We start from the raw sequence: 8,771 nt of genomic DNA, 5'->3' as shown, positions 1-8,771 counted from the left end.
ATTTTGTATTAAGAAAGATGTTTATAATGGATAGCTTAAAAAGGGGGGAACCGGAGTCAAAGTCCCCCTTTTTAAGGGGGATTTAGGGGGATCTAGAACGTTTTAATAGCTACAATAGGACTTTTCAAACATCCTCTTAAAGTTAGAGCAATTATATTTGCTCTAACTAACACAAACGATAAAGTCAAATTAAGATTTTGAAACCCACGGAGGTGGAAGCTTCTTGTAAACGCAGTTTCTAACCGCCTTTGTAATACTCCATAGAAAAGCCTCCCATATCGGGAGGCTTAAAAGTGAGCGGAGACAACTTGTTAAACTACGGTCTTGCAGCCATCGCTCCTCCTATTGCAGAGAAAACGGCGGAGACGGATGCTGTGGCAAACAACCACCAAGCTGCTGTAGCTGCGGCTTTGCGGGTTTCTTCCGCTTGTCGCTGTGCTTGCTGCTTCACCTGTTCTAGGCGGCGTTGGGCTTCTTGCTGGATGCGTTCTGCACGTTGCAATACTGTGTTGCGGGCCCGTTCAATTTGGTCAACGATCCGGTTAGCATCTTCCTCAGAGATGTCCTCACGAGAACTCATAATTGCTACTAAGGTATCTCGATCGAAAGAAGATAGGCGATCGCGCAGGGCATCAAACCCCGCTTGAGGATCGTCAAAAAATGTACGAACATCGCCTTTGATACTATCGTAATTTAGTTCCGGGCGATCCAGAGAGTTAAGATAGTTGCGGATGCGGGCAAAAACCCCATCAATTGCATCTTGAATTCCCCGTTGGATATTCCGCACTTGTTCTACAAATTGATCCCTAGTGGACACAATGTTATCGGCAATTTGCGCTGCTTCTTCATCAGAAATATCTTCCCGAATTTTCAGCAGGGCGATGATGGTAGAACGGTCAAACTGTCCAAGGCGATCACTAAAACTTTCTACCCCAACTCGCGGATCGTGCAAGAGGAGTTGTAAGTCGCGTTTGATACCTTCTGGATTAAGTTCTTCTTTACCAGTTTGGCGCAGATACTCTTCCACATTATTTTTGAAGGTTTCCGCTCTTTGCTGTGTGCGGGTAGCTAAACGACGAGGCGCACGCACAAAGTTACGAATCGAATTTTGGGTAGAATCAATGATTTCATTGACTTGTTGTTCGCTCAAATCTTGACGTTGACTGAGCAATTTCACCAGTGTATCTCGGTCTACCTGCGATAACCGTCGACGTAGTGCGACGGCTCCCTCTTTGGGATTTTCAAACAATCTGGTCAAATCTCGCTGAATTCCTTCTGGGTTCAGTTCTTGTTTACCAGTATTACGTAGGTAATCTGCGATCGTTGTAGTAACAGAGTCGTATTGCTCTTTGGCTTTATCCACTACAGCTTGGGGTGTGTAGCGAATGTTATGCCACGACTCCTCAGCCGAATTGATGATTTGATTGACTTGATCTTCACTCAAATCTTGCCGTTGACTCAACAATTGCACTAAGGTATCGCGGTCAAAGCGAGACAACCGCGCCCGAATTGAGGTAATTCCAGCTTGGGGATCTTCTAATAGCTTTTTGAACTCCGCACGGATGGCATCAGGATTCAGTTCTGATTTCCCTGTATTACGCAGATATGATTCTACATTCAGCCACAAGGTTTCTGCTTGATATTGTGCTTGTTCAGCTAATCCTTTAGATTCTACCAAGACGCGATCGCGTTGTTTTTCCAACTCGTCCAGAATGCTGTCTACTTCATATAGCTGGACATCATTACGTTGGAGCAATATCTCCCGAATTTCTTGACGTTCAACGTGCGCCAGTCGCAATGTCAGGGTTTCATAATCTGCATCTGGGTCTTGCAACAGTGGTTTAAAATTCTGTTCAATGCCTTCTGGTGTCAAATCTGCTTTCGAGGTAACGAGCAGATAACTTTCCACCGCGCGTTGCAAGTCTTGGACTATATCTCTTTCTTCAATACCTGTAACTATCACCAGCACATCTTTGCGGACAAATTCTAGACGATCTGCAATGCGCTGAATTTGGGTTTGGGTAAGCAATCCCCGTTGCTGGAGAATTTTGACGAAATCATTACGAGATAGCCGTTCTAGTTCTCTCTTGACTATGCCGGGGTCAGCTGCTGGGTCGTAAATGACATCACGAAATTCTTGGGCAATTTTTTCTGGACTTAGTTGCCAAGCATAAGTGTTATAAAGGTAGTTTTCGACATCAGACCGAATTGGACTATAGCGTTCTGATGGTGTTGGCAAACCAAGCTTATCTGCTTGTTCGGTGACTTTATCTTTGGCGGTGGTGAGGCTACGTAAGATTTTTTCCACATCTAAATCAGGCAAATCTGCCCGTCCCAACACAGTGGCGGTTAAGGCAGATAATCCTTGCTGGATTGTACTTTGAATTGGCCCACCAGATGCCTTTTGGTCAGATTCTTTGGAGCCAGGCTTTTGTGCTAGTAACCGATCCAGTTTGGCGTTGAGTTCATCTGTTTTGTTTTGTCCTGCTGGAACTGATTTCAGATAATCCATTAACTCACCCAGACCGTCTGGAGTGGGTGATTGCTGACTCACTACCTGTTGCCAAACTTTATACAATGTATCAGCAATGCGGCTAACGTCTTTTTTAGAAAGGTCGGTACGGCTGCTGACTAACTCGATAAATTTTTCGCGGTCGATGTTGCGAATGTCTGGAGTCCCAGCGATCGCTTTTAATTGCGGATCGTTGAGTAAATTTTCAAAATCACTCCGAATTTTTGACAAATCCAACTCTGGGGGACGTAGCTTTTCTAAATAATCTTCTATGTTCTCCCGAATACTTCCAGGGTCGATGGCGCTTCCTAGTTCTCGACGCAGGGCGGCGGCGGCGGCTTCAGCTGTAGCTACAACTTGGTTATTGACAGCTTTAGCGCCTAGTGCAGCTGTGGCTGTGCCCATAATCGTCTGAAAACCAGAAGTTGCCGTATTTACGACTGAGCCAATTAGGGAACCCACAGTAGTGGAACTGACCCAAACCAGGAGTAAAAAGTAAGCACCCCAAATCACCAAACCGAGAATTGCTCCCAATCCTGGATCTAAAATGACAAGGCTTAGTTTTACTGCCAGGAAACAGGCAATTAATAAAGCGATCGTCACCGTGACTAACGTCCAAATCCCGACTGCGGTACCGATTTTGCGAATGCTGCCGCCCAAACTTCCAACTTCCCCAGAATCAGAATCCGAGTCAGATGAGTGCCCCAGGTAGGAAATACCGGCTGCAAGGGAGAGATTAGTTAGAACTAATTGGAAAGCAAAGGCTAAAATCACGCCGGAGATTAAAGCCACAAAAAAGCGCGGCCCCGAAGTGAGAACTGATGCCTGTGCTGGCGTGATATTTGAGGGATCTACTGGAACCTGTGCCACCCACAATAGTGGTTTGTAGAGTCCCGCCATGATTTCCGTACTTTGGAACATCGTATTTCCTTCTACTAAGTTTAAATTTGGGGAATTAAGATTTTCTTGAGAAGCAACTCTTAGTATTTTCGTCTGTATCTATGGCAATACCTAACTGTTTAGTTCAGAATCGTGGAATTTAGCTGTTTAAAGCATCTCTCCAAAGGCTGAAAAGTCTATCCAGCGAAAGATATAACTTTTACTATCTCTTGATAAAAACTTAATCAAAATGGCAAATTACTATTAAGTCATGACTGTTTATATTTAATGTTTAATGATATAAAAAGTTAGATATAATTATTTAGCTAATGCTAACCTAAGAATCTAACAAACGTTGAGCTTGCACAATAAATCTACAGCTTCGAGAATATGAGCGTTGAGAGGATAGAATGAACAAGTATTTCACCGTGATTTTAGGCACTTAGCGATCCACCTAACCCACGCCAGTCGCTTCACTTGGGGAGACCCCTTATAAAAGGCTAGGGTGTACACACATCTTTGTACAAACCCAAAATCGTTGGAGATCCCCCTAAATCCCCCTTAAAAAGGGGGACTTTAACCCGGATTTCTGACCACATCTCTCAAAGCCTTGTGCAGGGGAGCAGGGGAGAGGATTGTACAAATTCTTTCCCCTCTGCCCCTGAAGCCCCTGAAGCTTGTGAGAAATGAGGGTTTAAGAGGTCTTTGCTTTTGTCCCCCTTTTTAAGGGGGGTTGGGGGGATCAAAAGCCTATGAGGCAACTCTAGAAGATTTGTGTGTACACCGCTATCCACCAGTCGTACAGAATATCCAACTTAATTCTGACTCCTGAATTCTGTTTCGATAAAAGCTTGTTGCTAATTTTAGGTCTTGATTTCTGGGGTCATCTTGATTAAACTCCTTGTGATAACTGCCAGAGTTGGATGGAATAACATAAATGGCTCTCAAAAATTGCGCGTGCTGCTAATCCCTCAATAATCGGTTTTTCTAACCAACGCTTAAACGCTAAACGACCGATCGCGTGTAATGGTGGAAATGCGATCGCTACAACATCCGCAATATATTTGACCGTTGTCAGCCCAAAAGTACGGAAGTTATTAACACACAAGTCAATGGTTGGCGCAATATGGGTTGAAATGTCTTCAGTCTTAATTAACTTGAATCCAGCCTGCATCAACGCTGTCTGAAGCTCACTGGCGACATGACAATTTGAAAAAATGCCTTCTTTGTATTCGCTGTCAGAACGCATCATATCCGCAATAAGCAGGTAGCCACCACTACTTAGCAAACGAGCTGCACCCTCAGCTAAATCGTCAAGAGCAATATACTGGCTGCTTTCGCTAAACAGAACTAGGTCGTAGGAGTATGATTTGTGAAAATCTTCAAATCTCGTTAAATAAAAAGGAACTTGACCGTTGGTATTTTGAATAAACTTCTCTTGTTGGAGTGCATCAGGTGCTAATCCCTCAACACTGAAACCGCGTGAGCAGAAATATGCTGCGTTACCACCAATCCCACAGCCTACGTCAAGCACAGTTTTTGTCCCCTCTGGGATAAAACTCAAAAGTTTGGCTGCATAGGCTGACTGAGCCACACGCAGACCAGTTAAAGTTAATTCTTCACCCACAGTAGGTAGTGGCTCCCAATACCCGTAATGCAGATAGTCGGAATCTGTGAGTCCCATGTAATAATCTATCGCCGCATTTTGGTAGCGAGTTGGTTTAGGAATATTGATTGATTTTGGTTTGAGCATTGAGAAATAAAGTAAATTTTAAGGCATTAAACTTGGTTGAAATTCTGACCAACGGTTGCAAACTTGTTCGTAGCAATCGGGTGGAGTAATTTTTAGTTGGTGCTAAAGGCTGAACCTCAATCTGAGGTTCAGCCTTTAGCACCAGAAGAATATCTCGATCAGGATTGTATGTTGCAACGGCTGGGAAAATTGATGAGATCGTGGATGAGCTAATTGATTGCGATCGCTAAAAAGAAGTTTTAACCGCAGATATCATGTAGTGTTGCCAGCATTAAAATCCCAAATGGTATTACCTAAGCAAGCTTGAGGGAGTTTGGTTAGCAGAGTTTCTATCCATCAATTCTGTACTCCCCTTTGCCCGCACAGCGCGGAACATTCCAAATCTACACAGTCCTACACCAAACGCCAAACGCATCAGCAAAAATGTCGGCAACTCGCGCACAGACTTGAGGAAACCAGATAGTCCATAACGCAGAAATCCGCTCGGTCGAATCAGCCCTTGCCAGATTGAATCTAACCAAGAAGGAAGGGTTTCTTGCGTCCAGTCTGCCGTAATTACCTCTCCCTCGACTAACTTCGTCTCTGCTAAAAGCTCGGAGAATCCCTCAATGCTGGAAAAAGCTGGATGAGACCACTGATCTAGGAGTTGTTGCATCACTGGTTTCTCCCAGAAATTTAGCGGTTTTTGGCGGTCATCCCTCTGATTCCAGTCAGCTACAACCAAGACTCCACCAGGCTTTAGCACCCGCATTAATTCTCTAGCAAAAATAGCTTTATCTGGCATGTGGGGGCCTGCTTCGATTGACCAAACCACATCAAAACTGGCATCTGCAAACGACAATGCCATTGCATCATCGACTGCAAACTGGGCGTTTAGCTCTTGGGGCGTTAACTCCTGGGCACGCTTTACTTGCTGTGGGCTGATGGTAATCCCTGTGACAGTAAACCCATAATCTTGCGCTAAAATCCGGCTGCTGCCCCCAATACCACAGCCAACATCTAAGACGGTGGTACCAGGAGGTAATTTATCTAAACCGCCCCATTTAACCATTTCATGTACAAAGTCAGATTTAGCAGTCAAAAAATCCTTCTGTCGTGGCGGCGAACCGTAATGACCGAGGTGAATGTGTTCTCCCCAATAAAACTCTAGAATGCCGTCAAGCGTCCATTGGTCGTAGGAATTAGCGACTGTGGCTGAGGATTGATACTTGCGAGCAGTTAGGAAATAAGTTGCAATTACTACTACCAAGAGCAGAAGTAAACCAATTACAAAATATAATAAAGTTGACATTTTTTTGAACGCTCCTGTACGCCTACCGGAGATAGATTTTTTGCACGAATCTTGTAGCCATGAATTTTGTAGCAGGAACCCTTGACAAGAAAGCAGAAAGGTAGAACAGAAAGAAGATTTACTTTTGGAGTCGAGCTAACGGTTTGCTCGTTGCTCGTCCCTAATCAGATGAGCGATCGCAGTATAAATCCTCCCATATATCGACATTGCTATATTTTGAACACCTCGAATAATTTTCCCTTGAAGTCGCCGGGGCTTGTATTTGTCTTGGAGAAGAGTCGTTTGTTTGACAAAGGGATGAACAGCAGTGGGAATCTTCCCTGTTCGGTGAAGATAGAATTTCGGCATGATAATTAACCTAAGTATTAATCTAGTAAATTGGCAATTTATATGCGTAATTGGGAAAGTCTTTGTTCGGCATGAAACAGGGCTGTATACGTCATTTACGCCATTTTCTACCTATTTGGAACAACTTCCATCTGTTAATTAATCCAGCGTTTTGTTGTTGCTGCGACTATTTTGAAGCGATACTCCCTGTGAGAGTAGCTGTCACCGTCACTGCATCGGTCATACGCAATTTATATTATGAATTAATCGCCTATTTTCTTATAGAAAGCCGTAACCTGTAGCGTCCTAATATGTGAAACTATGAGATTGTATTGCCTAGTAGTTGTAGAAATATTCATAAAAATAGTTAATCTGTGCCTCGCAGATGTACAAAATTTACAAGTTAACTTCGGCGGGCATTCTGACTCACAAGGCAAGCCTTGATTACAGCTGCGGGACAGCGCCGGATTCACACCGGACTTTCCCCGTTTCTTCTAGCGGCTGTTCCCCACTAGAACCGAGATCCCCTGCATGTTAACACAACTGTGATTTGCTTGCATAAAAATCAATGGGCGATCTATACTGGCATTCGTCATTAATCGGGGCAAGTTTCATTCTTTACCAAAGCTTGCTCTAAATCGACCAAAGAGGCAGGGGAGCCGGGGAGCAGGATTTTGGAATCCTCCTGCCATTCGGGTTTCAAGCCCCTAAATTTATTTAGAGGCTATTTATAAAGTAAAAATAAAATTCTTGTAGGGTGTGTTAGGCGCATATTTCGATATGATTTATCACGAAAAATTATGATACGAGCGCCTAGCGCACCGCTATATAACACGGTGCGTTAGGTTAAAGCTGTAACACACCCTACTTAAGATTTACTTTATAAATAGTCTCTTATGCCCAAAAGCAAAAATATTTATTTCGAGCGGAAAGTGCCACGAGAAATAATGCGTCTTTATTTCAGAGCAACTAAATTTATTTATGGGGTTCTCCCCCCTGCCCCCTTTCGTCTTCTTTGGCTCCTCAAAACTTTAAAAGTGAAACTTAAATGGCTATTGGTTTAATAACTAGTTATTGAACAAATCTAAATCGGTCACAGCACCAATACTGCTAGAAGATACCAAAAAGGCATATTTCGCCAACACACCTTTGGTATAACGGGGGACGGGAGGTTGCCAGTTGGCACGACGACGGGCTAATTCTGATTCAGATATATTCAACTGCAATAAACGAGCAGGTGCATCAATCGTAATACTATCGCCTTCTTCTACAAGAGCGATCGCACCACCAACTGCTGCTTCTGGGGCAACATGACCAACTACCATGCCATAAGTACCACCAGAAAAACGCCCATCGGTAATTAATGCCACAGCATCACCCAAACCAGCCCCGATAATTGCCGAAGTGGGAGCCAACATTTCTCGCATTCCAGGGCCACCCTTGGGCCCTTCGTAGCGGATAACCAAAATATCACCAGCTTGAATTTTACCCGCCAAAATTGCATCTAAAGAGGCTTCTTCCGACTCAAACACCCGTGCAGGCCCGGTAATTACTGGTTTTTTCACCCCAGTAATTTTAGCCACAGCCCCTTCTGTTGCCAGATTACCTCTGAGGATGGCTAAGTGTCCTTGAGCATACATCGGATTATCCCAAGTCCGAATTACATCTTGGTTGGCAGATGGTTCTTCGGGGATGTCTGCTAATATCTCTGCAATGGTTTGACCGCTAATGGTCAGGCTATCACCATGCAATAAGCCATGTACAAGTAACATCTTCATGACTTGGGGAATGCCACCAGCTTTGTGCAAATCTGTAGCTACATATTTCCCACTAGGTTTTAAATCGCACAAAACGGGAACACGGGCGCGGATAGTTTCAAAGTCATCCAGGTTTAACTCTACATTAGCAGCGCGGGCGATCGCTAAAAAATGCAACACTGCATTGGTGGAACCACCCACCGCCATAATTACAGAAATAGCATTCTCTATAGATTTGCGGGTGATAATTTG

5 protein-coding genes and 1 riboswitch are annotated in these 8,771 nt (G+C 44.0%); all 5 genes read right to left on the bottom strand.

Going from position 1 to position 8,771, the window contains the following annotated elements; genetic code table 11:
- Window positions 1-316: 316 nt before the first annotated feature.
- Window positions 317-3,433: an MFS transporter gene (locus V7K42_RS27335; protein ID WP_334920637.1), complete on the bottom strand. Its 3,117-nt coding sequence runs from the start codon at window positions 3,431-3,433 to the stop codon at window positions 317-319.
- Window positions 3,434-4,283: 850 nt separating this feature from the next.
- Window positions 4,284-5,144 carry a class I SAM-dependent DNA methyltransferase gene (locus V7K42_RS27330; protein WP_334920635.1) on the bottom strand — a complete coding sequence of 287 codons (861 nt, stop codon included), beginning with the start codon at window positions 5,142-5,144 and terminating at the stop codon, window positions 4,284-4,286.
- 289 nt (window positions 5,145-5,433) lie between these two features.
- Complete coding sequence (locus V7K42_RS27325; protein WP_334920633.1) at window positions 5,434-6,435, bottom strand: methyltransferase domain-containing protein; 1,002 nt, start codon at window positions 6,433-6,435, stop codon at window positions 5,434-5,436.
- 135 nt (window positions 6,436-6,570) lie between these two features.
- Window positions 6,571-6,783 (bottom strand): hypothetical protein, encoded by a 213-nt coding sequence (locus V7K42_RS27320; RefSeq protein WP_334920631.1) that lies wholly within the window; start codon window positions 6,781-6,783, stop codon window positions 6,571-6,573.
- A gap of 373 nt (window positions 6,784-7,156) precedes the next feature.
- Window positions 7,157-7,299: riboswitch (cobalamin riboswitch) on the bottom strand.
- Window positions 7,300-7,829: 530 nt separating this feature from the next.
- Window positions 7,830-8,771, bottom strand: a 942-nt coding sequence (locus V7K42_RS27315; RefSeq protein ID WP_334920629.1) for a dihydroxy-acid dehydratase domain-containing protein, incomplete at its 5' end; no start/stop codon positions are given.

Origin of the sequence: Nostoc sp. (genome assembly GCF_036917455.1) — a bacterium.
In the GTDB taxonomy this organism is placed as follows: Bacteria; Cyanobacteriota; Cyanobacteriia; order Cyanobacteriales; family Nostocaceae; genus Nostoc.
The sequence above is the reverse complement of the archived record's forward strand: the minus strand, read 5'-3'. Positions and strand labels throughout refer to the sequence as shown.

Excerpts from the sequence above, each read along its gene's own strand:
- V7K42_RS27320 (WP_334920631.1), bottom strand. The coding sequence starts at position 6,783 with ATGCCGAAATTCTATCTTCACCGAACAGGGAAGATTCCCACTGCTGTT.
- V7K42_RS27325 (WP_334920633.1), bottom strand. The coding sequence starts at position 6,435 with ATGTCAACTTTATTATATTTTGTAATTGGTTTACTTCTGCTCTTGGTA.
- V7K42_RS27330 (WP_334920635.1), bottom strand. The coding sequence starts at position 5,144 with ATGCTCAAACCAAAATCAATCAATATTCCTAAACCAACTCGCTACCAA.
- V7K42_RS27335 (WP_334920637.1), bottom strand. The coding sequence starts at position 3,433 with ATGTTCCAAAGTACGGAAATCATGGCGGGACTCTACAAACCACTATTG.